21 protein-coding genes and 1 tRNA gene are annotated in these 26,422 nt (G+C 44.1%); 15 read left to right on the forward strand and 7 right to left on the reverse strand.

What is annotated here, in order from left to right:
- Positions 1-21 precede the first annotated feature (21 nt).
- Positions 22-108: transfer RNA gene (locus AC6I1H_RS15655), tRNA-Leu, on the forward strand.
- Positions 109-218: 110 nt separating this feature from the next.
- Here AC6I1H_RS15655 and AC6I1H_RS15660 read toward each other — a convergent pair.
- The 3 genes from AC6I1H_RS15660 to AC6I1H_RS15670 all read right to left on the reverse strand — a co-directional run bounded on the left by AC6I1H_RS15660 (position 219) and on the right by AC6I1H_RS15670 (position 2,977).
- Positions 219-1,139: a pseudouridine-5'-phosphate glycosidase gene (locus AC6I1H_RS15660; protein ID WP_497738451.1), complete on the reverse strand. Its 921-nt coding sequence runs from the start codon at positions 1,137-1,139 to the stop codon at positions 219-221.
- On the reverse strand, positions 1,123-2,238 hold the full coding sequence (locus tag AC6I1H_RS15665; RefSeq protein ID WP_497738452.1) for a carbohydrate kinase: 1,116 nt from the start codon (positions 2,236-2,238) through the stop codon (positions 1,123-1,125). Before AC6I1H_RS15665 ends, AC6I1H_RS15660 begins: the two co-directional genes overlap by 17 nt.
- 442 nt (positions 2,239-2,680) lie before the next feature.
- On the reverse strand, positions 2,681-2,977 hold the full coding sequence (locus tag AC6I1H_RS15670; RefSeq protein WP_497738453.1) for a helix-turn-helix domain-containing protein: 297 nt from the start codon (positions 2,975-2,977) through the stop codon (positions 2,681-2,683).
- Between the two features lie 187 nt (positions 2,978-3,164).
- Between AC6I1H_RS15670 and AC6I1H_RS15675 the strand changes: the two genes are divergently transcribed.
- From AC6I1H_RS15675 to iolB, 14 genes are all read left to right on the forward strand, one after another.
- Entirely contained in the window at positions 3,165-3,365 is a 201-nt protein-coding gene (locus AC6I1H_RS15675; RefSeq protein WP_497738454.1) for a helix-turn-helix domain-containing protein, read from the forward strand.
- A 59-nt stretch (positions 3,366-3,424) separates the two neighbouring features.
- Entirely contained in the window at positions 3,425-3,907 is a 483-nt protein-coding gene (locus AC6I1H_RS15680; protein WP_497738455.1) for a PTS sugar transporter subunit IIA, read from the forward strand.
- 66 nt (positions 3,908-3,973) lie between these two features.
- Complete coding sequence (locus tag AC6I1H_RS15685; protein ID WP_497738456.1) at positions 3,974-4,258, forward strand: PTS sugar transporter subunit IIB; 285 nt, start codon at positions 3,974-3,976, stop codon at positions 4,256-4,258.
- Between the two features lie 21 nt (positions 4,259-4,279).
- Positions 4,280-5,647 carry a PTS galactitol transporter subunit IIC gene (locus AC6I1H_RS15690; protein WP_497740829.1) on the forward strand — a complete coding sequence of 456 codons (1,368 nt, stop codon included), beginning with the start codon at positions 4,280-4,282 and terminating at the stop codon, positions 5,645-5,647.
- 14 nt (positions 5,648-5,661) lie between these two features.
- Positions 5,662-6,606, forward strand: coding sequence for a 1-phosphofructokinase family hexose kinase (locus AC6I1H_RS15695; protein ID WP_497738457.1), 945 nt, complete (start codon positions 5,662-5,664; stop codon positions 6,604-6,606).
- Between the two features lie 13 nt (positions 6,607-6,619).
- Complete coding sequence (locus AC6I1H_RS15700) at positions 6,620-7,291, forward strand: class II aldolase/adducin family protein (protein ID WP_497738458.1); 672 nt, start codon at positions 6,620-6,622, stop codon at positions 7,289-7,291.
- 568 nt (positions 7,292-7,859) lie between these two features.
- Positions 7,860-15,377: a 5'-nucleotidase C-terminal domain-containing protein gene (locus tag AC6I1H_RS15705; RefSeq protein ID WP_497738459.1), complete on the forward strand. Its 7,518-nt coding sequence runs from the start codon at positions 7,860-7,862 to the stop codon at positions 15,375-15,377.
- A 247-nt stretch (positions 15,378-15,624) separates the two neighbouring features.
- Entirely contained in the window at positions 15,625-16,317 is a 693-nt protein-coding gene (locus AC6I1H_RS15710) for a FadR/GntR family transcriptional regulator (RefSeq protein WP_497738460.1), read from the forward strand.
- 23 nt (positions 16,318-16,340) lie between these two features.
- Positions 16,341-17,651, forward strand: coding sequence for an ABC transporter substrate-binding protein (locus AC6I1H_RS15715; RefSeq protein WP_497738461.1), 1,311 nt, complete (start codon positions 16,341-16,343; stop codon positions 17,649-17,651).
- Between the two features lie 204 nt (positions 17,652-17,855).
- Complete coding sequence (locus AC6I1H_RS15720) at positions 17,856-18,737, forward strand: carbohydrate ABC transporter permease (protein ID WP_497738462.1); 882 nt, start codon at positions 17,856-17,858, stop codon at positions 18,735-18,737.
- 1 nt (position 18,738) lies between these two features.
- A complete protein-coding gene (locus AC6I1H_RS15725; RefSeq protein ID WP_497738463.1) occupies positions 18,739-19,572 on the forward strand; it encodes a carbohydrate ABC transporter permease in 834 nt (277 codons plus the stop codon).
- Between the two features lie 27 nt (positions 19,573-19,599).
- Entirely contained in the window at positions 19,600-20,415 is an 816-nt protein-coding gene (locus AC6I1H_RS15730) for a transketolase (protein WP_497738464.1), read from the forward strand.
- Positions 20,415-21,347 (forward strand): transketolase family protein, encoded by a 933-nt coding sequence (locus AC6I1H_RS15735; protein ID WP_497738465.1) that lies wholly within the window; start codon positions 20,415-20,417, stop codon positions 21,345-21,347. The genes AC6I1H_RS15730 and AC6I1H_RS15735 overlap by 1 nt, the downstream gene beginning before the upstream one ends.
- Positions 21,348-21,395: 48 nt before the next feature.
- Positions 21,396-22,199 carry a 5-deoxy-glucuronate isomerase gene (gene iolB / locus AC6I1H_RS15740; RefSeq protein ID WP_497738466.1) on the forward strand — a complete coding sequence of 268 codons (804 nt, stop codon included), beginning with the start codon at positions 21,396-21,398 and terminating at the stop codon, positions 22,197-22,199.
- Positions 22,200-22,233: 34 nt separating this feature from the next.
- Here the strand turns inward: iolB and AC6I1H_RS15745 are convergent, their stop codons facing one another.
- From AC6I1H_RS15745 to AC6I1H_RS15760, 4 genes are all read right to left on the reverse strand, one after another.
- Positions 22,234-22,626, reverse strand: coding sequence for a helix-turn-helix domain-containing protein (locus AC6I1H_RS15745; RefSeq protein ID WP_497738467.1), 393 nt, complete (start codon positions 22,624-22,626; stop codon positions 22,234-22,236).
- Between the two features lie 186 nt (positions 22,627-22,812).
- Positions 22,813-23,730 (reverse strand): nickel transporter permease, encoded by a 918-nt coding sequence (gene nikC / locus AC6I1H_RS15750; RefSeq protein ID WP_497738468.1) that lies wholly within the window; start codon positions 23,728-23,730, stop codon positions 22,813-22,815.
- The gene (gene nikB / locus AC6I1H_RS15755; RefSeq protein WP_497738469.1) at positions 23,730-24,662 is read right to left on the reverse strand and encodes a nickel ABC transporter permease; all 933 of its coding nucleotides are present in this window, start codon (positions 24,660-24,662) and stop codon (positions 23,730-23,732) included. The genes nikC and nikB overlap by 1 nt, the downstream gene beginning before the upstream one ends.
- A 65-nt stretch (positions 24,663-24,727) precedes the next feature.
- Entirely contained in the window at positions 24,728-26,359 is a 1,632-nt protein-coding gene (locus AC6I1H_RS15760; RefSeq protein WP_497738470.1) for an ABC transporter substrate-binding protein, read from the reverse strand.
- Positions 26,360-26,422: the final 63 nt, after the last annotated feature.

The following is a 26,422-nucleotide window of genomic DNA, read 5'->3' on the forward strand; positions in this document are numbered from 1 at the left end:
TAATATATTAATTGCAAATGTGCCGAAGTGGTGGAACTGGCAGACGCGCTGGACTCAAAATCCAGTGGTAGCGATACCGTGCGGGTTCGACTCCCGCCTTCGGCACCATTTTTATTTTAAAGCCTTGTGTATTCTACTATATTGCGTCGGTGACAGCCATAAAAAATTTGTCTAAGATTAGAGCCCGTTGGGCTCTTTTTAATTTTTGTTCGTGCTAATTATCGTCTCATTAACTTATTCAATTCTACGGCTATTTTTGCACCTACGCATGCGTTGTTTCTTACGAGTTCAATATTTGCTTTTAAGCTTTCTCCGCCTGTCAAATCTTTTATTCTGCCAAGCAAAAATGGCGTGATGTTTTTACCCTTAACGCCGTTTTTTTCAGATTCTTTCAGTGCCCGTTTAATAATGCCGTCGATATAATCTTTATCAAGGGAATATTCCTCAGGGATCGGGTTTGCGATTAATAGACCACCGCGCAGTCCCAGGTCCCATTTTATCTTAATCGCCATTGCCGCTTCCATTTCGTCGCTCACCATGTAATCCACTTTAAGCCCGCTCTTTCTAGTATAAAAAGCGGGAAACTCATCAGTCCTGAACCCGAGCACGGGCACACCGTGGGTTTCGAGATATTCAAGGGTGCGAGGTAGATCCAGTATCGATTTGGCGCCCGCACATACCACCGCCACATTCGTATTCGCAAGCTCCTGCAGGTCTGCAGAAATGTCAAATGTTTGCTCTGCTCCCCGGTGAACTCCTCCTATTCCGCCTGTTACAAAAATACTTATTCCCGCAAGGTTGGCGCAAATCATGGTGGCGGATACTGTCGTGGCGGCATTCAATCCTTTTGCAATTACGGCCGGCAGGTCCCTCCTGCTGGCCTTTAAAATTTTTTCGGATGTCGCCATAAATTCAAGTTCTTGTTTGTTTATGCCGATTTTGATTCTTCCATCAATTATGGCGATGGTGGCCGGGACGGCGCCCTGTTCTCTTATGATGTTTTCAAGCGTCTCAGCCGTCTTCATATTTTCAGGATAAGGCATGCCGTGGGATATGATCGTAGATTCAAGCGCCACTATGGGAAGGTCTTCTTCAAATGCTGCTCTTACTTCATCCGACAAGTCAATGTAGCTGTTCATTTTCATCCACCTTTACAATATTTTTTAGTGCTTCTTCGTTTAAAAGAGGATTTACGGTATAAATTGACGATACGGTTAGGGATGCGGCTGCAAGGCCTAATTTCGCCGAAAGCTCAACAGAATAATCGTTGAAAACTCCATATACAAAGCCGGCGGTAAAAGCGTCGCCCGCCCCTGTCGCATCTATCGTATCGCATTTATATGGATCCAAAAATTTGCCAAATTCTCCGCAACTCATATATATTCCTCTTTCCCCAAGCGTGACTATCACATTATTTACGCCTTCATTTCTAATTTTTTCTACAGCCTTCATCATGTCGCCATCATTTTTCACGGCAATGCCGGATATGGATTCCAGTTCTTCTCTGTTGGGCGTAATGTATTCAATCTTACCGAGCACATCTTTCAATTTTTTCGACTTTTCCACCGATACGGGCTCTGCCAGCACCGGTATTTTCTCTTTGTTGCAAATATCCAGAAGGTAACCTATACTCTGTCGGGGTATATTGGTATCAATAACTACTATGCCGCTGTTTTTTATTATATCTCTCTTTGATTCCAGATACTTTATATTCAACTCTTCAAGTATGTCCATGCCCGATATGGCCACGTCCATTTCTCCCGCTTCATTGAGAATGGCAATGTATATTCCCGTATGGCCCGCATTTGATAAGGCAATATGTTCGCAATTTACGCCGGATTTTCGTGTATCCTCAAGAAGCCTTCTGCCCTCCTCATCGTTTCCAACGACGGTTAAAAGTGTCACAGGCACATTTAAGAGCGCAAGATTATGGGCGATATTCCTTCCAACACCGCCTGACGCCACATCAATATGGCCAGGGTTTGATGTATACTTCTTTAACGTTTGATAGGGCTTTCCCTTGATGTCAAGGTTGGCGCCGCCTATTACGGTTACTCCTCTGCAGCCTTTTACCATATATCCTCTACCCAGTATAAATCCTTTTTTAACGAGGCTTGCAATATGCCCAGCAACAGCGGACCTGCTTATGCCGACAATGTTTGACAGCTCTTCCTGCGATATCATGGGATTTGCCTGAATCAGCTTCAATACTTCTTTTTCCCTATGAGTAAGCGTCATACAACCACCATCTCCAACAAAAGTTTAAGAATCAAACAATTGCAAGTATATTATATCACAAAATCTTTAAAAGTGGAATTACTACCAAGTGCTATACACCCCGAGTACGAAAGCCAGACCCAATTTGGCAGCGGAATTTCCGTAGTGGTGGAAAACGGTACAATATAGCTTCAGCCACATACCTGGTCCATAAGCAGGATAGGCAAAGGGCAGAGGAATATCGACTTAGAAGAAGTTTTTGATTTTATTAGATTTATTTAAGACAAAATCGATGTTGGAAAAGAATGAAACAGCTGTAATCAGTGAAAGCAGTTTGACCAAAGATTGGCTTTCTCAAGAGGAGGAGACGGTGTGAAAAGATTTATAAAAGATATATATTCAAGTCGCGTTAAAACGCGGCTATTTTTGTCCTATACCCGAAACAGTGATTAATATAGTCGATTTAGAAATTTTTTATGATGTCGTTCAATATTTTAAGCTGTTCTGGAGAAAGGTCTTTGGCATTTTTAATCAGTTCAAGGTATTCGGGATTAGTTCTTTCGCCATCGAAATTAAAAAAATCTGCCAGCGTGATACCCAGCGCATTGCATATTTTTTCGATGGTCTCTATGTCAGCCCTGCGTGAGCCATTTTCGAGCTTGCTTATTACAGATTGTGAAATACCGGTGATTTCTGCAAGCTTATATGTTGAGATATTCTTAATATTTCTTATGTGTTTGATGCGATTTCCTATATTCATAAACATTACTCCTATAAAAAATTCTAAAATAGAATTTCTCTTCTTAAATTGTAATAGAAAGTTTAAGAAACATCAAGATAATTTAAGAAAATTAAAGGTAAATAAGTCATAACAAGTTTAAAACAGAATTAAAAATTTGATTTAATTAATAATTAATTCTATAATAGAATTGAAAGGAGGGTTGCTTGTGATTGGCCAGAGAATTAAGAAGCTGCGGGAAAAAAAGAAGATGTCGCAGCGTGAGCTGGGGGTGAGAACCAGAATCTTTAATCAGTCTCAAATCAGCAAAATAGAAAACAATGAAAGGTATCTGAAGGCCGACGAGTTGAAGATTATAGCGGATGCGCTGGGGGTGGCGGTAATAGAGCTTGTGGACAGACCCGCCTGAAAAAAGAGCTATATTTCTCGAGCTCTTTTCGGCCAAATAAAATGGTTGGGGGTTCAGTGATGGATTTACAGCGGAATGTTTTACAATCCTGGCTTGATGAAGACCTGGTGATAACCGGCATGGAGGCGGACTGCTGGGAAGAAGCATTGAAGATTCTCAGCGGCCGGCTGAAAGAAAAGGGATATGTAAAAGATGATTTTTATCGGGCGCTGGTGGAGAGGGAAAAAAGTTTCCCTACAGGGCTGCCGGTGGAAGGAGACATTAAGGCTGCCATACCTCATGCAAATCCGGACTATGTGATAAAGCCCGCCGTAGCGGTGGGGGTCCTAAAAAAACCGGTGGCTTTCGGAGAAATGGGCACAAGCGACAGGCAAATCATGTGCAAATTGATTTTTCTGCTTGCCCTCAATGACTCGAAAAATCATCTGGACCTTTTAAGAAGGCTGATGGATTTTTTTGTAGATGGACGGAACTTAAAAGAAATTGCCTGTGAGCCTGAAAGCAAAAAGATAATTCGAATTCTTGTTGAAAAAATTTCATGAAAGGAGCTGGATAAAGCAATAATCGGCATGTGTTTTTCAAAAATAATTTTGGAGGAGTGATGCTGTTTGAAGAAAAAAATAGTTGTCGCATGCGGTTCGGGAGTCGCCACTTCGAATACCGTTGCGGAAAAGGTGAAAGAATTGTGCAAGAAAAGAAAAATCGAAGTTGATGTCCAGGCGGTGGATTTTCGGTCATTGAAAGACTATCTGAAAGGCGCCGATGTATTTATTTCCATCGCCCCATACGACAAGACGGACTACGGTGTGCCCACCATAAGCGGCATACCTTTCCTCACGGGCGTGAAATGTGATGAGGCCATGCTCGAACTGGAAAATCTGCTGAAAAAATAAAAGGGGGTTTGCTAAATGGGTATGTTTAAAAATGTAATTCAATATATCCTTGACCTCGGGCCATCCATATTTTTGCCATTTGTGATGATAATTCTGGGCCTCGTTATGAGGATGAAGTTTTCAAAGGCTTTTTCCTCGGCTTTAACCCTTGGTGTCGCTTTTCTGGGCATGTCGGTGATACTGGATTTTATGATGGGAGCCATTTCTCCCGCCGCCAACGCCTTTGTCAAAAATACCGGTCTGCAGTTAAACGCCCTGGACCTGGGTTGGACGCCCAATGCAGCCATCGCATGGGCTTGGCCCTATGCCTTTTTCATGTTTCCCCTTCAGATAACGATTAATATAATTATGCTGGCAATGGGATGGACCAGCTGCTTGAATGTGGATATGTGGAATGTCTGGAATAAGGTATTTACCGGGGTTCTGGTGGCCGGCGTAACCGGGAGTCTGCCGATTGCCTTTATTGTATGCGCAATTATGGTTGTGTTTGAACTGAAAAATGCCGACCTCACCCAAAAGCAGATTTATGAAATAACAAACATTCCCGGCATCGCCCTGCCGCACAGCATGGCGCTCACAGGCGTGATTCTGGCACCTCTTAACAGGCTGCTGGATTTTGTGCCGGGCATCAATAAGGTAAAATTTGATGCCGACGCGCTTAAAGAAAAACTGGGTATCTTTGGGGAGAATCATATTCTGGGGTTTATTGTCGGCCTGATTATAGCACTGTTTGCAAAATACGATTTGAAGGGGACACTGACTCTTGCGGTACAATCGGCGACCGCCCTGGTTCTGTTCCCTATGGTTGCGGCACTTTTTATGAAGGCGCTGGCCCCCATTTCTGAAGCTGCAGCCGATTTCATGAAGTCGCGGTTCCCCGGGCGGGAGTTTTACATAGGCCTGGACTGGCCTTTTCTGGCAGGGCAGCCCTCTTTATGGGTGACTACTATCATTCTCGTTCCTTTCATCCTTCTTATGTCAGTGGTTTTGCCTGGGAACACCACACTGCCTTTTGGCGGTATCCTCAATATATGCTTTGCCGCCACAGCCCTGATTATCACACAGGGCGACCTGTTCCGTATGATTATACTGGGGATTATATCCACTCCGTTATATCTCTGGGTAGCCAGTTACTTTGCCCCAATTATAACCGATCTGGCAAAAAAAGTGGGTACCATCAATATCCCGGCGGGACAGATGATTACGTGGAACGGAATGGAGTGTCCAGAATTCAGATATTTTATGAGCCAGATAGGTTTGATTTTCAAGGGACATCTGTTCCCAGGGATATTGATACTACCGCTGTATATTCTACTCATATGGTATTACTGGAAACACATGAGCCTGCGTGAAAAGGAGGCAAAAGAAAGGCTGGATGCGGGAAACTGATGCTATAAAGGAGAATGATGGCTTTGATATGCACCGTTACGTTAAATCCTGCGCTGGATAAAATCCTGATTATAGATGAAATACGGCCAGGCGAAAACAACAGATTATCCGATTTTAAAATAGATGTGGGAGGCAAAGGGACACATGTAGCCGCTGTATTGTCGGACCTGGGGGTTGATAATGTTGCGACCGGTATTCTTGGAGGGAGCACCGGTCGAAAATTGCAGCGGCTTTTGACGGACAGAGGCGTCGCCTGCGACTTCGTATGGAAACAGGATTATGAGACAAGGACAAGCTATATCGTAATAGAATTCCGGCGTCACAGGCATTTTATGCTTACGGAAAAAGGGGCAGAAGTCGACGGCGAAACCATTGACAGACTAAAGGCAAAAGTCCAAGAGCTTTCTCGCAAGTGCGAATACATGGTTTTTTCAGGAGGGGTCCCACCAGGCTTTAACAAAAGCATCTACAGAGAACTTATAGAGATATCTAACAAACACGGTGCAAAATCGGTGCTCGACGCAAGCGGAGAATTTTTAAAGGAAGGCATAATCTCAGCGCCTTATATGATAAAACCGAACTGTGACGAGTTTTCACAAATAGCTGAAAAAAATATGCAAGACGAGCGGGAAATAGCCGATTATGCAAAGCAACTGCTTGAGAAAGGGATACATGTGGTTGCCGTATCGCTGGACAGACGGGGTTCGCTTATTGTTACAAAAGAAAAAATATGGCGGATATATCCTCCTGAGGTCAATACTGTGAACACTGTAGGCTGCGGAGACGTATTTCTGGCTGCCGCACTGAAAAAAATCGCTGACAAAAATAGCCTCGATGAAAGTTTCATATTCGCTACTGCTCTAAGTGCAACTAAAGCTATGCAGATTAAAACTTCCAAATTTGACTTAAAAAAGGCGCAAGAACTTATTAAAAAAATAAAAATTGAAGAATGGACATAAAGGAGGAGTTTTTTTGCAATATATTGAAGAAAGAGAACAGATGTGCAAATTAGTGAAGATTATGTTTGACAGGTTCGTCACGAATGCAGTGGGCGGCAATGTTTCTATGAGGGTGGGGGAAAATCTGGCACTGATAACCCCTGCACTGATGGCTGAAGAAAAATTCTGCAGCCTGAGTCCCGAAGATATCATGCTGGTGGACTTTGACATGAATATTCTGGAGGGGAACGGAAAGCCGAGCCGCGAGATGGACATGCACTGCGGAATTCTGAAAAAGATGCCGGAAGCAGCCGCGTGCATACACGCCCACCCCAAAAACATTCTGGTATTTGCCTGCCTGGAAGTCCCGCTGCCTTCTGTGACGGAAGCCACAAGGAAATACGGCGTTGTGGATGTGCTGCCGTATCAAAAAGCCTGCACGCCGGACCTTGCAGGAAAGGTCATAGAATATTTCAATGCAAAAAAAGAAAAAATCAAACATTCCGGCATGGCGGTGATGCTGGCAAGGCATGGGATTGTGGCGATAGGCAGGAGCCTTTACGAAGCCTACAATGTAATTGAGAGGCTGGAATCCAATGCGTATATAGTCCTGGCTGGAAAGCTGCTGGACGACAACCCCGTGTTAAAGGCTTCGAATCTTCAGGATCGATTCAAACCGGCCGTGTTTATGGAAACTAAAGGTTGATGAATCCGAGGAGAAACGAATGGTTTGCATACATAATCGATCAATCAATAACATTTAGCTGCGGCAAAAGCCGCAGTTTTTTTTCATAATTTTTAGTTTGAAAAAAGAACATTAAATTGTAAAATTCATCATCTCCTGACATCGATATACAAAATAACGAGAAACATATCAAAAAAAGAAAAGAGAAAAAAGGCGAAATTAACTTAACTTACTTTCATAAGGCATGTTAAAATCTAAAAGTCTGATGTCGGACAATTAAAAAGACAAACTTAACTTCAAGTTTACTAAAAATTAACTACACATTAACAAAGATATTTTATTATTATAATGGAGCGTTATCTATGCGCTGGCGGAAGGCTTTGCCTAAAAATTGTTTTTATGAGAGGGGGTGCAACAAGGGATTTTAATAAATATTAAAAAACCAGAAAAGGGGGGAGAGGAAAAAATAAAACACCTGGATAATTACACAAAAAAATTATATAAATTTCAAGTTGTGTAAAAAACGTAATATGTAATTATTTGAAAATGTTCCGACCTTTTTTAGAATAAATATTTAGGGGGAATAACCTTGATAAGTGCTTCAAAAGCGTATTTTTATTGGAAACGCTTACTGGTAGTGCTGCTGGTATTTGCCTTGGGGTTAGGCCTCGTCCCGGTAGGGTCGGTGGGGATGAAGGCGGCAAGGGCAGCAGAAACAGGTCAGGTAATAATCAATGAATTTGGACAAGGCACCAGTGGAAATTCTTTTGAATGGATCGAACTGGTAGTTATAGGCACTGGTCCCAAATCCACAGTTGACATGAGGGGATGGGATCTAGGGGATAACACCCCTGGAGACTTGACTTTCAGCAATGATAATAAATGGTCTGCCGTTCCTGCAGGTACAATTATTGTCATTTACAATAATGTTAGTGGGAAAACTTCCAATTTTCCTACTGATGACGTGAACTTTGGAAATGGTGATTATAATGCAGTCATTCCTCACAACAATGAAACTTTGTTTTCAGGGTCATGGGGCGCTCTGAATAACTCTGGCGGTGATGCAGTGGTATTGAGAGATGCTTCGGATAATGCTGTTGACGGTATCTCTTATGGAACCGATACTACACGGTCACCAAGAATCCCTGTTGTCAATTCAGAGAAGGCAGCCGCATTCCAGGGAGATGACGCTGCAGAGGTTAATGCTCCTGAAAATTGGATTATAATTGATGATGGCGCGAATCCTGTTACTACTCCTGGCAGCGGAAATAACAGTAGAAATACAAGCTGGATTAATAGCCTGCGTTCATCCTTATCAGATACAACACCCCCAACGGTTCTAAATATGATTCCCGTCGATGGAGCAAATAATGTAGGCCTTGATGCGGAAGTCAGTGTAACATTCGATGAACATATTACAGCTGGAAATACAATAAATAATATAACCATTAAAGATAGTGATGATAATACTGTTTCTGGTGTAACATATTCTATTAGTGCCAATAAGCTTACCATTAACCATGATGATTTTTCATATAACACCCAATACACTGTTACTATTCCTACCGGGGCAGTTCTGGATACGGTATATAATGCTACTACTAATGACGTTACATGGAGTTTTACTACTATAAGTGAGGCAGGGCCAACTATAACACCCATAAATCAAGTGGATACAGTGGATGCAAACGGGAATCCGATTCGACTTAATGAAGACAAAATCACCATTGAGGGCATTGTGCTGGTTAGCGCTGGAATCCTTGATGCCAATAAGACAATTTATGTCCAGGATAGTACAGGTGGTATTGCAATTTATGACGGGAGCGGCAAATTAAATGGAATAAAAAAAGGCGACAAGGTTCGTGCAACAGGGAAAATAGCCTTTTACAGAGGTTTGACTGAATTTAGCCCCGGAGCGGACCAAAATTTCATTCAAGTATTGAGCAGCGGAAATACGTTGCCTGAACCGAGGACAACACAACTTTCAGAGCTCACTTCCTTTTCATCAGCCGAGCCGTTAGAGGGTATTTTGATAGTGACGGAAGCTAAAATAACAAATATTCCTTCAAACCCGGATACAGGCGGGGGCTATAATGTTAAAATCACTGATGTAGATGGAAGCAATGAAATAACACTTCGAATTATGAGTACAGCAGGAATTGATGTCAGCAAGCTAACAGTTAATAAAACCTACTACATTACAGGTGTTGTAAGTCAATATGATAGTTCAAGTCCTTACACCACTGGTTACCAGATATTCCCCCGTTCTTCTGCTGATATTGTGGAAAAGCAAGAGGTTGTGGAAGATAAACCTTTGATATATAATGTTCACCCTGCAAACATGGCCTTTACCTATAACAAAAAGCCCACCATTTCCGCCACTTTTGAAAGGGGCGGGGCGAACATAAATCCGTTGAATGGAAATGTAACTATAAAACTTGATGGCAGCGATGTTACAAGTTCCGCTACCATAGATTTCAAACCCGAAACCCAAAAAGGGTCGGTAACATATACACCTTCTACCGAACTTTCCTATGGCGAGCATGATGTCACGATTTCCGTGACCGATGCGGTATATAGGACAGCGGAATATTCCTGGTATTTCAATGTCGACGACGGCGTGACGGATCCGAAATTCTTTTACGGTATCCCCCATTCACATACATCTTATTCCGACGGTCAAGGCACTCCGGCAGATGCATATGAGCATGCACGCAGCAAAGGGCTCGATTTTCTTGTGGTAACGGATCATTCCAATTCCCTCCAGGGTGATGAATATATAGAGGAAACCAAAGAATTCCTTGCTAAGGAAAATTCCGAATGGACCAAGACCGGCGAAATGGCTGCTGCTTTCAATCAACAGCATCCCGATTTCCTTGCCCTGCGCGGCTTTGAGATGACTTCTAGCGACTGGGGCCACATAAATGTCCACAACACCGATAAATATGTAGAAGCTAAAAAGACCATGACAGGGTTGAGGGAGTTTTACAACTGGCTGGAAAATCAGCCCGATGCGGTAGCAGAATTTAACCATCCCAACTGGCCCAGCGATTCCTTTAATAACCTGGGATATGTTCCCGAAGTGGACCGCATATTAAACCTCATAGAAACCGGAAACGGTGCTCCTCCATATTCTTACTCTCGTGCAGAAGAATGGTATTACAGGGCCCTTGACAACGGCTGGCACGTGGGAGCGGTAAACGCCCAGGATAACCACTCCATGAACTGGGGAGATCCTGACAACCTCACCGTGGTAGTGGCAGATGAATTGAGTCATGATGAATTTATTGAGGCTTTGAGGGAAAGAAGAGTCTACTCCACAGAAACCAGGACTCTGGAACTTATTATGAAAGCTAACGGTTACTGGATGGGAAGTGTTCTGGACTCCAAGGACATAACAGATGGGAAACTGAATTTTGAAATAACAGCCCAAGATGAAATTCAACCCATAGATAAACTGGAACTTGTTACCAATGGTGGGAAAGTAATAGATACGTATCAGGCAGGCGGGGAAACCGACGTATCATGGAATCCGAGTGTTACTCCAGGTTCCGGTTCCCACTGGTATGTGGTAAAGGTATATCATAAGAGCGGAAAGCTTGGCTTTTCAAGCCCCATATTTGTGGCCGGTGGAGAAAATGATGTGAAACTCGTAGAGCTCAAGATAAATCCCGAACCCACATTACCAAACTTTGATACTACCCTTACGGCTACCGTTTCCAACATGGGTGTGCGCCCTGTAGAAAACCTGGAAGTTAAGTTCTATCAAGGCAGTAAAGATGCCGGTAATCTTATCGACACCGTCACCATAGACAGAATTGCTGCAGGGGATAAAAAAGAGGCAAGTGTGACGTGGAAGCCTTCGGCAGCAGGCCAGACCAGGATCTACGCAGTGCTAACCCCCATAGAGAATGTCACTACGGTGACGGAACTTTCAAAAGCTGTAAAAGTGGTGGAATCTAACGGCAAAAAGATACTCGTTGACCAGGGCCATGCAAATTCCGAAGTGCCCGGCACGCACAATGACCTCATGGAACTTTTGAGGCGATATGGATACAATGCTTCATTTAATACAAAGACATTGACTTCTGACCTGCTAAAAGATGCAGATGTACTGATACTCAACACTCCGACCGATTATAGTAAAAACCTTACACAAGAGGAAATGGATGCTGTTGCTGCATGGGTAAAGGCCGGTGGTTCGCTGCTGTTAGCATCAAAATCAAATTATCAGTTTGAAGGTAGTGCCGGTAACAACTACCATGATGGCAATACCATGCTAAATGCCTTGCTTGCGAAAATGAATTCCGGCATCCGCCTCAACAATGATAACGTATATGAGCCCAACAGTTCAGAAAACTACAGCGGAGGTATGAAATGGTCGGTATATGCCCGCACCATACCCGATGCTCCCAGCGGCCTCAATAAGAACCTGGAAGCCATACGCTATTTCAGCGGCTGCTCCCTGGTGGATGAGAACCTAAAGGCCTTAACCAATGACCCGGCTAGCGGCATTGAAATCCTTGTGGCAGGCAACAAGACATCCTATAACTTCAATGTAAAGCCAGGATATTACACATATAATAATGCAGTAGGCGGGGAAAATGATTCGAACCAGACTGCAGGTCCCGACGGTGACAAGATCCCCCTTATAGCTAAAGAAAATATCGGCTACGGCCGCTTGGTGGTGGCGGGGCGATACTTCTACTCGGATTATGAAATAGTAAATGATGTGAGCAACACCGCTTTTATCTTGCGGCTCATCGATTGGCTGGCTAAAAATGATCGCATAAGGACAATAGCTGATGTGCGAAAGAATGCGAAAATAGGAGATATTGTAACGGTTCAGGGTGTAGTGACATCACCCACAAACAACTTCTTTGATACCGTATACATTCAAGATGAAACCGGCGGCATTTCCCTCTACGGCACCCAGGGCAAAGAATTGCCCGTAGGTACTGTTGTTATCGCCACCGGCGGAGTGCAGATGTTTGAAGGCGAAATGGAACTTGCCTATGAAAATGCCGATATGGAAGTGCTGTATGTGGGCCCCGGGACTCCAGTAGAGCCCAGGAAGCTTTCAACTAAAGATGCCATGAACTCTCAGTATACTGGCATGCTGGTACAGACAGGAGGTACTATAACTGACGTTAACGAACCTGCCAGCTACTTCAAGATAGATGACGGTTCGGGAGAAGCCTACATCCATGTGGACGGCTACCTGGGCATAGACATGAGCCGCCTTAAAGTAGGAGATAAATATACGGTCACAGGCATAGCTTCTATAGGTGCCGCCGGCCCCAGAGTAAGGGTGCGCTTCCCCGCAGACCTGGTTAGAGAAACGACACAAGAGCCACAATATTGGAGCCTCACCATCATGCACACTAACGATACCCACGCACATCTGGATGATATAGCCCGGAGAGCAACAGTGGTTAAGACTATTAGGTCAGAAGCTCATAATAATCTGTTGTTAGATGCCGGCGATGTGTTTTCCGGAACCCTTTACTTTACCAAATATCAAGGCCAGGCCGATATAGATTTAATGAATATGCTGGGATATAATGCTATGGGCCTCGGCAACCATGAATTTGATAAGGGCCCCACTGCACTGGCCGAATTTATCAATAAAGCCGCATTCCCCATAATAAACTCAAACTTTGATTTTAGTAACGAACCTGCTTTGAGTTCTTTATTCAAAAATAGTGTAGGAGAAGGCTCCGTAGGGGAATCCCTTAAAGCAAGTATTTACCCCGCTGCCATAGTTGATGTAAATGGAGAAAAGGTAGGTCTCATTGGGGTTACTACAGAAGATACCGGCGAGATTTCCAGCCCCGGTGACAAGATAAAGATCAATGATGCTTTTGTATCGGCGGCTTCTGCAGTAGATATGCTGGAAGATAAAGGTATAGACAAAATCATAGCCATCAGCCATCTGGGCTGGGATAAGGACAAGGAATTAGCCGAACAAGTAGAAGGTATTGACATTATAGTTGGTGGTCACAGCCATACCAAACCTTCAGACTATCCTACGGTGATTACGGATGCGCAATATAATACTCCCACCCTTGTGGTGCAGGCTAATGAATATGGGAAGTATCTGGGTAGACTCGATGTGGACTTTGATGATGCGGGATTAATTAAGGAATACGAAGGCCGCTTGATTGATGTAGCGGCAAAAGATGCAGATGGAAATTATGTCTATGCGGAAGATCAGAAAGTCGCTGAAAAACTTGCAACCTATAAAGCACCTCTGGAAGAACTCAAAAACACAGTGGTAGGTAAAACCCAGGTAGCCCTTGACGGCGCGAGGGATAATGTCAGGACAAAAGAAACAAATCTCGGCAACCTCATCGCCGATGCTATGCTGGAAAAAGCCTCGAGACTAGGCGGAGCTTCAATGGCTATTACTAATGGCGGCGGTATAAGAGCTTCCATTGATAAAGGTGATATTACCCTGGGAGAAGTCCTTACAGTAATGCCCTTTGGAAATACCCTGGTAGTGTTGGAGCTTACCGGTGAACAAATCATCGCTGCACTGGAAAACGGCGTAAGCCAGGTTGAACAAAAAGCCGGTCGATTCCCCCAGGTGGCAGGACTTAAATTCACATGGGACCCTGAAAAAGCGGTAGGACAGCGCATCGTTGACGTTAAGGTAAAGACCTCGGAAGGCTACAGTTCCATAAATAGAAGCGCCAAGTACCTGGTAGCCACAAATAACTTCATGGCCGGAGGCGGAGACGGCTACACTTCCTTTAAGGAAGCAAGCAAGGTAATAGATATAGGGTTTGTGGATTATGAAGTATTTAAAGAATACCTGCAGCAACATAGTCCTGTAAATCCGGTGATTGAAGGAAGAATATCAATATATTCACCATCAAAAGATGATGATAGCGATGAGGATCATAAGAAGAAAGAAGATAAAAAGAAGGAAGAACCTTCCACCAGCCCGGGAGTCATCCCTGAATCCGAACTTAATGTAACAACTACCGATGGTCGGGTGAAAGTGGAAGTTACTGATGAAGCTATAGATAAAGTTTTAAAGCAGGAAGGTTTTACTGCGGTAATTGATCAGCAAAAGGCCGAAGGGACTCAGGTAAATGTAGGCATCAGTGCAACTTCCATGGAAAAACTGGCTCAAAAAGGCATTAAGGTCACCGTAGCCACACCGTGGGCTCAAGTTACGGTAAATCCGTCATCTATCGACAGCCAGGGTACCACTCCGGGAGCCAAAGTCGGAATTACTATAGAGCAATTACAAAAGCAAGAAGTGCAGCAGCTTTTGAAGAGCTTGCCGGATAACCTTGATCTGGCCGGTGATGTTATAGATGTGAATGTAACGGTAGAAGATAAAGAACAAAAAATATTTAAAAAACCCATAAGACTAATAATGAAATTAAATAAGAACGGTCAGGGAAACTTCTTCATCTATCGCATCAAAGAAGATGAAACCCTCGAATGTTTAGGTGGAGAAGCCGTCAAAGATGAAAATGGCAAAGTAATCGGCTGCGGAATCGACTTGGGGCATCTCAGCAAATACACCGTAATGGAGTTCAAGAGTAAGTTTACGGATATTGACAGACACTGGGCAAAGCAAGATATAATACTGATGGCCGCCAGGGGTATTGCTAAAGGAATCGAAGACACTAAATTTTACCCTGATCAAAGCATAACCCGTGCCCAGTTTGCCGCACTGATTACGAGGATGTTGAAACTGGAGAGCACGGCATCAGAAAACATATTCCAGGATGTGCCTGATAATGCCTGGTTTAAAAACAACATAGCTGCGGCATACAAGGCCGGTATAATCACAGGCAAGGATAAGAATCACTTCTTCCCTGACCAAAAAATAACAAGGGAAGAAATGGCTACCATGATAGCAAGGGCATACAATTACGCTACTGGTAAGACTTTGAGCGGTGACGGCTTACCCTTTGCCGATAGCATGAACATAAGTCCCTGGGCAAAAGATGCGGTAAAAGGAGTATATAAACTTGAGATAGTCGAGGGAATGGCGGGCAATCTGTTTGCACCGAAACAGACAGCTACTAGAGCCCAGGCTATTGTGATGTTAAAGAGATTGATGGATACCTTAGAACTATATTAATGAAAACCGGAGGAAGGTATAAATCAAGCCTTCCTCCGAAAAGCCATCAATGGAGCCTTGTCGAATTTTGGAACTGGTGCGATATTAAAGAAAGCAAGACTGATGGTTACTCTATATTTTATAATTTTATCAAATAGATTTATAAAAAAGAAGGATTTTTGAATTTGATGTAGAATAAATATTATATAAAAAGACATCATACGTCATACGTATTACGTAATATGATGGGAGGCCAGGGCTGTCAACAATGGTTAAAAGAAAAAATTTATCCAATGAGGTTGCCGGTGAAATAAAAAAGATGATACAAAACAAAGAATTTTTGCCCGGCAGCAAGCTGCCGAATGAAACGGAGCTTTCGGAAATGATGAATGTCAGCAGGACAACGGTTAGAGAAGCGATTAAGCTGCTTGCCTCGAACAATATTGTAGAAATAATAAGAGGCAGGGGCACATTTGTCAGCGAGATGCCGGGTTTAATAAAGGACCCGCTGGGAGTAGGGTTTATAGAAGATAAAAATCTATTGTACTCCCTTTTTGAGACAAGAATATTAATCGAACCAAAAGTCGCATCAATTGCCGCGAAAAGAGCCACTCTAGAAGATATCAAAAAAATAAAAGAGCATCTTGATGAAATGAAGGAGGTGATAAGCGGGAAACAAAGCCATAAAGAAAAGGATATAGAATTTCATACCGAAATCGCTAGAGCAATGAAAAATCCAATAATCGAAAGAATTGTGCCGATAATCATCGAATCAATAACCAAGGGTTATTACGAAACAATAAACGTTCCAGGCAGTGCGCAAAAAGCTGTTTCAAGTCACGAAAAAATTTATACGGCAATTAAAAATCATGATGCTGCGGCAGCGGAAAGGGAAATGAGGCTTCACCTGGAGGAAGCATTAAAAGACATCGGCTGGTCGCAGGACAAAATTACGGTTTGAAACAAAAAACGGGAGGGAAAAGTGTGAAAAAATATTTTAAATCATTATCCGTGACGGTTTCTATTTTTCTGGTGCTTGTGCTGCTGGCAGGCTGCGGCAACTCAGGCAATTCCGGTAGCAGTTCGGAACCTGCAAAGCAGGAGGAGAACAAAAACGAAGTTGTAAACTTAAAACACTGGGTCTGGCTCGACAACCCGAACGACCCTACCTTTTCGCAGCTTGTGAAAGAATTCAACGATACGCATCCCAATATTCATGTGGATGTGGAGGTCATCGGGTGGAACGATTTCCATACGAAGCTGCTGAGCAGCGTTACGGGCGGCAGCGGACCGGATACATCTTCCTTTAAGCTGACCTGGCAGCCGGAGTTCATAGGGCAGGATGCGCTGCTTCCTCTGGATGACTATTTGAATGAGTGGGCAGGCAAGGATGACGTGGTGGACAATTTGTGGGATGTCATGCAGTACAGCGATGGCAAACATTATGTGATGCCATGGGAACTTCAGGTGCTTTACATGTACTACAGGCCGAGCCTTTTCAAAGCTGCAGGTATAGACAAGGTTCCCGAGACATGGGATGAATTCTTGAAAGCTGCGCAGAAACTCACAAAAGATACAAACGGAGACGGCAAGATTGACCAGTACGGCTTTGCCATGAGAGGAGCAAGAGGCGGTCATGAGCCGTGGGCAAGCTTCGTACTTGCCAGCGTGCCGGGGAATACCTTCTTTGATGCTAGCGGAAACTGCACTTTGACAACGCCGGAAGCTGTAAAGGCAAATCAATTCTTCATAGATCTGTACAGAAAATACAAGGTTGTGCCACCAACGGCACCGGCAGACGGATTCAATGAAATCATTGCAAACTTTAAATCAGGCAAAGCAGCAATGGTTGTACACCACATAAAATCTTCCAATGGCATGATTGAGCAATTCGGGGAAGACGTGGACGCATTCCCGGTTCCGGCAGGTCCCAACGGCAGGTGGACCTCTCTTGGCGATACCGAAAATGTTATATATAAATCCACGAAACACCCGAAAGAAGCTTTCACATTCATATCATGGCTTTCCGAAAAAGAGCAGTTGCTGAGATGGGATAAAGCCACCGGCAATGTGCCTGTGCTCAAATCCCTGCAGGAAGTGGATTACTTTAAAAACAACAAATTTATGCAGGCGTCTTTTGAGTCCATGCCTTTTGCGCACATTTATCCTATAAACGAGAATATGGGAGAATGGATTGAATCGTTGTGGCCTGCGGTAACCCAGCAGGCGCTGGAAGGCAAGATAACAAGCGAAGAAATGATGAAAAAACTTGCCGAAGGCATGACCAAAAAGTAATCACAGATAGTGTCAATTGCAAGACCCCCTCAAACTTAAAATATCAGGATTTTATAATATTTTAGATGCCGGAACTCAGAGGCCCAAAAGTCGGAAATCGGAGTCCAGATACAAATTTAGAATTGGAGTTTGCGGATTTATACTTAATCTAGCATTCGACATCTGATTTCCGGCATCCGATTTTGTTTCGCAAGGAGTGTACCTATGAAAAATTTCTGGTCAAAATCCGCCCCTTACTTGTTGATCGCCCCTGCCATTTTATTGATGATGCTGATTATAGCATACCCGATAGCCAATTCCGTGCGCATGAGCTTTTTAAAATACATTCTTTTCAAACCGAAAGATGTGGAGTTCATAGGGCTTGCGAATTATTTTAATGTGTTGAAGGACCCGGTATTCAGGCAATCCCTGGCGAATACCGTTTTATGGATAGCGGGGGGAGTGTTTTTCCAGTTTTTTTTCGGTTTGATACTGGCACTGTTATTGAACAGGAGTTTTAATGGCAGAGGCTTCATAAGGTCAATTATATTAATTCCATGGGTCACCCCGGGGGTTTTAATCGGCCTGATGTGGAAATGGATGTATGACGGAAACTACGGCGTCATCAATGATATACTTGCAAGATTGCATATAATTCAAAACTATATTCCATGGCTGGCAAAATCCCAAACATCGCTTCTTGCGGTGATAATCACAATTGTATGGCAAGGGATACCTTTCTTTGCAATAATGCTGCTGGCAGGTCTTCAGGCGATACCGGAAGAACTGTACGAAGCGGGAAAGGTAGACGGAGCAACCGGCTGGCAAACGTTCTGGCAAATCACTTTGCCCATGCTCAAACCGACGATACTCGTGTCTACCCTGCTCAGGGTTATATGGGTCGCAAACTCTGTGGATGTAATATATATAATGACCGGTGGGGGGCCTGGGTATAGTTCTCTCACTTTGAGCGTTTACACTTACATGAAAGCTCAAAAGGCTATGGATTTCGGTTACGCTTCAACCCTCGCCATTTACCTTACCTTAATGCTCTCGACAGTAGCTTACTTTTACCTTAGGAATTTAAATTTGAAGGAGGTAAGGTAGGATGAAAAAATCAAATGCTGTGCACAATATGGTGTTTTTTTACATCCCGCTTGCTTTGCTGGTTGCATTTGCAGTATTTCCTTATGTATGGACATTTTTAACTTCCATCAAGCCGGATAATGAACTTTATACATCGACAGTGAGGTATTTCCCTCAACACCCGACATTAAAAAATTATGTGGATTTGTTCCAAAAGTCCAATTTTATTAAAAATATGATGAACAGCTTCTTTGTGGCGTCTGTTACCGCCGTAATAAGTTTGATCGTTTCGGTCCTGGCGGCTTATGCTTTTGCAAGGTTCAACTTTAAAGGCAAGCTATATTTCATGGTTTCCTTTTTATTGATAAACATGTTCCCTGCGGTACTTCTCTTGACTCCGCTTTTTGTCACCATGCGCAAAATCGGGCTGCTTTATACGCCGTATTCCCTTGTTGTGGCGTATTCGACATTTACCATACCTTTTTCCGTATGGCTGCTGACGGGGTATATAAGGGACCTTCCCGTTTCTCTGGAAGAAGCCGCCATGGTGGACGGCTGCAGCAGGATTCAGGCCTTTCTCAGGATAACGCTACCGCTTACTGCGCCAGGGATTGTGGCGACGGGGATATACATTTTCATAACCGCGTGGAATGAGTTCGTGTTTGCTCTGATGTTCACAAATGAGGCGACAAGAACACTGCCTGTTGCTTTGCAGACTTTTATCGGGCAGTATGATATACAATGGGGCCTGCTGACGGCGGGAGGCGTAATTACAACGATACCGGTGGTCGTGATGTTTATGCTGGTGCAAAAGAAGCTTGTGGAAGGTTTAACTGCTGGAGCTGTTAAGGGATAACATCTGTAACTTAAGGAGGAGCAAAAAATGAATCTGAAAGAATTGCAGGAAATCAGCAAGACCGTAAGACAGGATATTATCAGAATGATAGGCAAAGCCGGTTCGGGCCATCCAGGCGGCTCCCTTTCAATGGTGGAAATATTGGTTTCACTGTACTATGAGGTGATGAACATAAAGCCCGAAGACCCCTGCTGGGAGGATAGAGACAGGCTGGTGTTGAGCAAGGGGCACGGCTGCCCGGCGCTATATTCGGTCCTGGCGCACAAAGGATACTTTGGCACCGATAAACTGATTACGTTGAGGAGACTGGGGTCTATATTGCAGGGTCATCCGGATATGAAAAAAACTCCTGGCATAGACGCCTCGACAGGGTCTTTAGGGCAAGGGCTGTCCGTTGCAGTAGGCATGGCGCTGGGAGCGAAATTAAAGAAAAAAAGTTATAAGGTTTTCTGTATAATAGGCGATGGGGAAATGCAGGAAGGCCAGATATGGGAGGCTTTAATGTCGTCGATACATTATAAACTGGATAATCTGACGATTATTCTGGACCACAATAAACTTCAGATAGACGGGCCAAACGATATGGTAATGTCTCTCGGCAATATAAAAGAAAGGATGGCAGCTTTTGGATTTGATGTATATGAAATTGACGGACACGATTTTGAAGAATTGATTAGTAATCTTCGAAAGGGCAATATGCTAGGGAAGCCCAAATTCATCATAGCAAATACTGTAAAAGGCAAAGGCGTTTCTTTCATGGAAAACCAGGTAGGGTGGCACGGCAAAGCGCCCAATGCCGAGGAAGTAAAGAAAGCACTTATCGAACTTGGAGGGGAAATATAATGGAAAACATGAAATCACCCAGGGTCGCATACGGAGAAGCTCTTGTAGAGCTCGGCAAAAAAAATGAAAAAGTAGTGGTGCTTGATGCAGACCTGGCCCACGCCACTCAGACCGCCATGTTTGCGGAAAGGTTCAAAGACAGGTTTTTTAATGTCGGCATAGCTGAACAGAATTTAATGGGTGTTGCGGCGGGCCTTGCACTCTCCGGTTTTATTCCATTTGCCAGCACTTTTGCAATTTTCGGGGCGGGGAGGGCGTTTGAGCAAATACGAAACACGATATGTTACCCCAATTCGTTGAACGTTAAAATTGCGGTAACACATGCTGGAGTTACGGTGGGCGAAGATGGCGGGAGCCATCAGGCAGTCGAAGACATATCGTTGATGAGAAGTCTGCCAAATATGACGGTGCTCGTTCCGTGCGATGCCGTAGAGACAAAGAAGGCGGTTTATGCGGCGAGTAAAATAGACGGCCCGGTTTATATCAGGATTGCAAGGCCCGTGGCCCCCATAATAACGAATGAGGATTATAATTTCGAACCCGGCAGGGCAAATGTTATCAGAGAAGGCAGCGATGTGACGATATTTGCCACCGGGCTGATGGTGGCAAAAGCCCTCGAAGCTGCAGCAGAGCTTGAAAATCAGGGTATAAGCGCTTCTGTCGTAAACATTCATACGATAAAACCGCTGGACGTGGAGACAATTCTGAGGGAAGCTGGTAAAACGAAAAAAGTAATCACTGTGGAGGAGCATTCCATAATAGGCGGGCTTGGCTCCGCAGTGGCGGAAGTCTTGATAGAAAACATGCCGGTAAAAATTATGAGAATCGGAATTAATGATATGTTCGGTCAATCAGGAACGCCGGATGAACTGCTGGAGCATTACGGCCTTACTTCTGAGCATATCGTTAAAGTTGCAAAAGAAATGTTTTAGTTTCTAAATCAGAATCAAAAATTCAAAAACGGGCAGGAGGAACAAATTATGGAGTATTTTTATCCTTTCAAGAAACAAAAAGGTTATAGAGATATTATTAAAGCGAAAGACACGATGGAATACGTTGGAGCAGGATTATTGACATTGGATGCAAATGAAAGCTATTGTGCAAAATCTGAAGGCAATGAGATTGTTCTTGTGATTTTATCCGGCAAAGCCTGTGTTCAGGTCGAAGATAATTACTTTGAAAATCTCGGCGAAAGAAAAGATGTGTTTTCCGGAAGAGCTACGGCAATATATATACCGAAAGACAGCAGTTATAAAGTGATAGAAGCACAGGGAGGACAGGTGGAAATTGCCGTGCTGTCATCACCGGCGGAAAGGAAATTCATGCCTTTCGTGGTAAAACCCGATGAGGTAATAGTAAATCATCGTGGAATGCAGGGATACCGGAGGGATGTGCACGATATAATCGTTGATAATGGAGAAGGTAAAGTGGATCGGATAATAGTTGGAGAGACTTTTTCGTATCCGGGAGAATGGTCTAGTTATCCGTCTCACAAACACGACAGATATGATCCGCCTCAGGAAACAAAAATGGAAGAAATATATCTTTTTAAAGTGAAACCGAAAGAAGGTTTTGGCGTACAGGTAATGTATAATGATGATTTTTCCTTGAGGAATGCTTATATCGTAAAAGACGGTGATGTGGTTGCGATACCCGAAGGATATCACCCTGTGGCGGCTGCGCCCGGTTTTAAGATATATTATCTCTGGGTTATGGCCGGGCCGCATGGAAGGAAACTTACTCCAAAAGATGATTCGCAGATTGTAAACAACATGAGCCTCTAATTATAAAAAAGTTATAAAAAAGCCCCGAATAGTTTTAAATATTCGGGGCTTGCTGTTTATTTTTTTCATCTTTTTCGCAGGCATCGAGCTCTTCGATAATGTTTCTGCAGATTGAGATGAGCATTTCTGTCTGACGAGCAGGCCTTGTCCTCAAAATGTGAACAAATTCATTAATAGCATCTTCGGCTGAAGATGCAGGGCTATATTTCAGTGGTCCTTCCAGAATATAATCCAGACCCACATTCAAGGCTTTTGCTATCCTATTTAATGTTTTTAAAGACGGTATCTTGTCACCCCTTTCCATCTGACCAATGTAGCTGTAATGCAGATTTGCTTTTTCTCCCAATTCTTCCTGAGTAAGGTTCTGCTTCCGCCGGATCTGTCTGATTTTTTTGCCTATGTCTCTAAAGATTTCATCTGTTGGCAAACTCATCAACTCCCCATAGCTTCTTTATATATGTTGCAATTTTTTGTAAAAAAAGTAAAGAGAAAATAGGTATTATTGTAAAGTCAAAAAATGTCATAATTTGACGAGCGCCAATTATAATTATTATATTATATTCAGTATAACAAAAAAGCCAATACATATCAATTAAAAAAGATAGGTATTTACCTATCTTTTTAATCTGGGGTCCAGCGCATCCCGCAAGCCGTCTCCGAACAGGTTGAATCCAAGCACCGTCAGCATAATGGCAATCCCGGGCGCGATGCTGAACCAGGGGAAGGTCCTGAGATACGACCTCCCGTCGTAGATCATCGACCCCCAGCTTGCCATAGGTGGCTGGGCACCAAGGCCCAGGAAGCTGAGACTGGCTTCCGACATGATGGCACCCGGTATGCTCAATGTCAGCATTACTATTATGGGAGCCAGTGTATTTGGTAGGATATGCTTTAAGATTATGCGAAAATCTTTTGCTCCCGACGCATGGGCCGCCTCCACAAACTCCATTTTCTTGAGAGAAAGAATCTGACCGCGCACGAGCCGGGCGTAGCCCGCCCAGCCAACAAAGCCAATTGCAATAAAGACGTTATAAATTCCAGGACCCAGGGCGAACATGATGCCTATGCAGAATAACAGTTCGGGGAAAGCGAACATGATATCACAGAATCTCATAATAAGATTATCCACTTTACCGCCGTAATAGCCTGCAAGAGCTCCTAGCAGCACGCCGATTGCCAGGGCGATTCCTTCGGAGATTACGCCGACCATCAGTGAGACTCGTGCGCCATATATGATGCGGCTCAGGATATCCCGGCCGTAATCGTCAGTCCCAAGCGGATGTTCGATGGTAGGGGGTTTTAAGCGATACTCCAGGTCCTGAACATAAGGGTCGTGAGGGGCGATGGCCTCTGCAAATATGGCTACCGCCACCAGAACCGCCACGAAAAATAATCCCACCATCGCAGCTTTATTTCTCTTCAATCTGAGCCATGCGTCGTAATATAGGCTTCTGCTTTGCTGAGGGCTTTTTTTCGCGGCATTTTTTCTATTTTTCGGGTTTTTATTAAGGAGTGTTTGACTCCTGGCCATCAGCCTTCACCCCCGTCATACCTGATTCTTGGATCCAGGAAGGAATATGATATATCCACTATCAAGTTAGTAAATACGAATACCAGGGCTGTGAAGAGCACGGTGCCCTGTATTACGGGAAAATCCCTGTTATTGATGGCTTCGATGGAAAGCCTTCCCAGACCGGGGATGCCGAATACTGTTTCGGTAAGGATGGAGCCTGTGAGAAGTCCGCCGACCTGAAGGCCTATGATGGTTATTACGGGAATCATGGCATTTTTCAATGCGTGCTTGTATATTACCACTCTCTCGCTCAAACCTTTTGCCCGGGCGGTACGTATGAAATCCTGGCGTATTACTTCCAGCATGCTGCTGCGGGTCATCCTGGCTATGGTGGCAGCAAACCTCGTTCCGAGAGCGATGGCGGGTAGTACCATGTATTCTATGCCCGAATAACCCGAAATTGGAAACCATTTCAATTTTAATCCGAAGATTAATTGAAGGATGATGGCTACCCAGAAGACAGGGGCTGATATCCCCATCAGGGCTATTATCATACTGGAATGGTCAAAAAAGGTATACTGCTTGACGGATGATATAATTCCCACGGTAAGCCCTATTACAATTGCAACAACCATGGAAGATAGAGATAATTTCACCGTAGCGGGAAACCGCTGCAGTATGGTCTCCATCACGTCCTGATGGTTGTAAAAGGATCTGCCTAAATCGCCTTTTGCAGCTTTAAACAAAAAATCGAAGTACTGAATGTAAAGAGGCCGGTCGAGACCCAGCTGGTGCCTGATGTTTGCTATGGTCTGCGCGTCAACTCTTTTTCCCATCATATTGACCACAGGGTCGCCGGGGACAACATTAATCAGAATGAATGTTATGAGTGTAATGCCTATCAGCACCGGAATCATGGATATAAGCCGGCGTATGATATATGAAGTCAAAACCGCACCTCCTCCGATGTATCATAAATAAACGGTTGGGCGCTCCGGCGCCCAACCCCCCATTTTTACTTCTTTTCAAGCCACATGGTCCTGTAATTGTAGCTGCCGATTCCGGTGGGATGGAACTGGACATCTTTCACGTAAGGCTGAACGATGTAGTATTCCTTTATATGGAAAAGTGGAATAATCGATACATCGTCGTATATGGCAATCTTTTCGGCTTCCTGGTACATCTCTATGCGCTCGTTCATATCGGTGGAGACCCGGGCCTTTTCGATGAGCTCATCTACCTTGGGATTTTTGTAGTTGATGGACCATCCTGGTGTCTGGGTAGAATGCAGGATGTTGTACATATAATTGTCTGGATCGGGTATATCAGCCCACCAGTTGGCAAGATAGATAGGCACTTTGCCGTTGTTTCTCGATTGTCTCCAGGAAGCACTGTCCATCTGGTTAATCTTCATGTCGATGCCGACCTGTTTCAACATGGCCTGGATGGCCACGTTCCTCTTGTAGAAAGTTTCATTTTTTGCCTGCCAGTTTTCCACTTCAAAGCCGTTGGGATAACCGGCTTCCGCCAGGAGTTTCTTGGCCTGCTCCGGATCATAGGGGAAACCGGGGTTGTTTTCATTGTATCCGGGGATTCCGGGGCCCAGCAGGCCTTTGGCAACAATACCCCTGTTGTTCAACAGCTCCTTCAATATCTTGTCTTTATCAATGGCCATGGCGATGGCTTTTCTCACTCTTACATCCTGGAAGAATTTAACGTTTTCATTCATTACGTAGAAATAGGTGTTTAGCGGAGTATTTTCCACTATCATTTTGCTGAAATTCGGGTCCGAAGAAAGCCTTGGATATTCGGAGTCGGGAATGGCAAGGATGTCAATGTTTCCGTTCTCGAACTCCATAGTCATCGTGGCTTCGTCTTCAATAATCCTCATCTGGATTTTATCGATGTACGGCAGATCTTTTTCAAAGTAATTGGTGTTTCTCTCCAGGGTTATATGGTCGTCATGCACCCATTCGGCAATTTTGTACGGCCCGCTGCCGATGGGGTTTAAGGTCCATTCTTCACCGGCCTTTTGGGTGGCCTCGGCGGGATAGATGGAAGCACAGGGAACCGCCAGGTTCTGCACAAAAGGCGCATACGGAGCTTCCAGGGTTATCTCGAATTCCTGGTCGTTTAATATCTTGAAGCCTGAAAGCTCGGTGGCTTTGCCGTCTTCCATGTCCTTTGCACCCTTTATCGGATCAAACACCCACTGGTTGATGGCCTTGGTTTCGGGTTTTAGCATGCGCTCAAAGGTGAATTTTACATCTTTTGAAGTTAAAGGAGTACCGTCGCTGAATTTAAGGTCGGGTTTTAATTTGAAATGATAGGTCAACCCATCGGAACTGACCGTGGGCATTTCCGCTAAAAGTTCCGGCTCAAGGTCGGTGGTACCGCCCTTATATCTGACAAGGGTGCTGAACAAAAGCCTTGCCAGATAGTATGTTTCCAGCATTGAGTTCTGCTGCACGTCCAGCCCCGGAGGATCCCCGCCGAGGGCATCCTGCAATGTCCCGCCGTGTTTTGTATCCGCCGGTTGGCCCTGGTCCTGGTTTTGCCCGGTTTTCTGGCCTCCTCCGCAGCCTGCCAGTGAAACCACTACCAACATTACCAACATTACCGCCAATAGTTTTTTATAAACCGACATTCAAGTCCCCCCTAAAAATTGGAAATTGAGATTGATGCAATAAATTTTTAAAACTTTACAAAA

The organism is Biomaibacter sp. TOL, from assembly GCF_059717795.1.

Bases quoted from the DNA above. Each gene is read 5' to 3' on its own strand.
- AC6I1H_RS15660 (WP_497738451.1), bottom strand. From the start codon at position 1,139: ATGAACAGCTACATTGACTTGTCGGATGAAGTAAGAGCAGCATTTGAA.
- AC6I1H_RS15665 (WP_497738452.1), bottom strand. From the start codon at position 2,238: ATGACGCTTACTCATAGGGAAAAAGAAGTATTGAAGCTGATTCAGGCA.
- AC6I1H_RS15670 (WP_497738453.1), bottom strand. From the start codon at position 2,977: ATGAATATAGGAAATCGCATCAAACACATAAGAAATATTAAGAATATC.
- AC6I1H_RS15680 (WP_497738455.1), top strand. From the start codon at position 3,425: ATGGATTTACAGCGGAATGTTTTACAATCCTGGCTTGATGAAGACCTG.
- AC6I1H_RS15690 (WP_497740829.1), top strand. From the start codon at position 4,280: ATGTTTAAAAATGTAATTCAATATATCCTTGACCTCGGGCCATCCATA.
- AC6I1H_RS15695 (WP_497738457.1), top strand. From the start codon at position 5,662: ATGATGGCTTTGATATGCACCGTTACGTTAAATCCTGCGCTGGATAAA.
- AC6I1H_RS15710 (WP_497738460.1), top strand. From the start codon at position 15,625: ATGGTTAAAAGAAAAAATTTATCCAATGAGGTTGCCGGTGAAATAAAA.
- AC6I1H_RS15720 (WP_497738462.1), top strand. From the start codon at position 17,856: ATGAAAAATTTCTGGTCAAAATCCGCCCCTTACTTGTTGATCGCCCCT.
- AC6I1H_RS15725 (WP_497738463.1), top strand. From the start codon at position 18,739: ATGAAAAAATCAAATGCTGTGCACAATATGGTGTTTTTTTACATCCCG.
- AC6I1H_RS15730 (WP_497738464.1), top strand. From the start codon at position 19,600: ATGAATCTGAAAGAATTGCAGGAAATCAGCAAGACCGTAAGACAGGAT.
- AC6I1H_RS15735 (WP_497738465.1), top strand. From the start codon at position 20,415: ATGGAAAACATGAAATCACCCAGGGTCGCATACGGAGAAGCTCTTGTA.
- iolB (WP_497738466.1), top strand. From the start codon at position 21,396: ATGGAGTATTTTTATCCTTTCAAGAAACAAAAAGGTTATAGAGATATT.
- nikC (WP_497738468.1), bottom strand. From the start codon at position 23,730: ATGGCCAGGAGTCAAACACTCCTTAATAAAAACCCGAAAAATAGAAAA.
- AC6I1H_RS15760 (WP_497738470.1), bottom strand. From the start codon at position 26,359: ATGTCGGTTTATAAAAAACTATTGGCGGTAATGTTGGTAATGTTGGTA.